General features: G+C 51.1%; 1 protein-coding gene. It reads left to right on the forward strand.

Annotated features, from left to right (window positions below; translation table 11 throughout):
- Positions 1 to 22 precede the first annotated feature (22 nt).
- Positions 23 to 157 carry a hypothetical protein gene (locus MN204_RS21400; protein ID WP_306798830.1) on the forward strand — a complete coding sequence of 45 codons (135 nt, stop codon included), beginning with the start codon at positions 23 to 25 and terminating at the stop codon, positions 155 to 157.
- Positions 158 to 268 lie beyond the last annotated feature (111 nt).

The raw sequence follows: 268 nt of genomic DNA on the forward strand, positions 1-268 counted from the left end.
CCTGCCAGCGTGAGGAATGGTCGTGACCAATGAAAGCCGATCCAATCTAGCAACGATGTCTCATTGGTCACAGGACCATGGCTATAAGGGTGAAGAAGAATTCCGTCACGTTGCTTTCGCTAGAGGGTTTTTGCTTTTCAATCGCCAAGACGGCTGATAATTCCGCAACGAGGTGTAAGCCACGATCAGACTCCCGGACCCCACGATCGTACACGGATCTCTAGTGACACATGGCCTTCTGCTAGCAATGCACGCTAGAGACCTTGTT

The sequence above is a fragment of the Oceanobacillus saliphilus genome (assembly GCF_023522835.1).
Taxonomy (GTDB): domain Bacteria; phylum Bacillota; class Bacilli; order Bacillales; family Amphibacillaceae; genus Oceanobacillus; species Oceanobacillus saliphilus.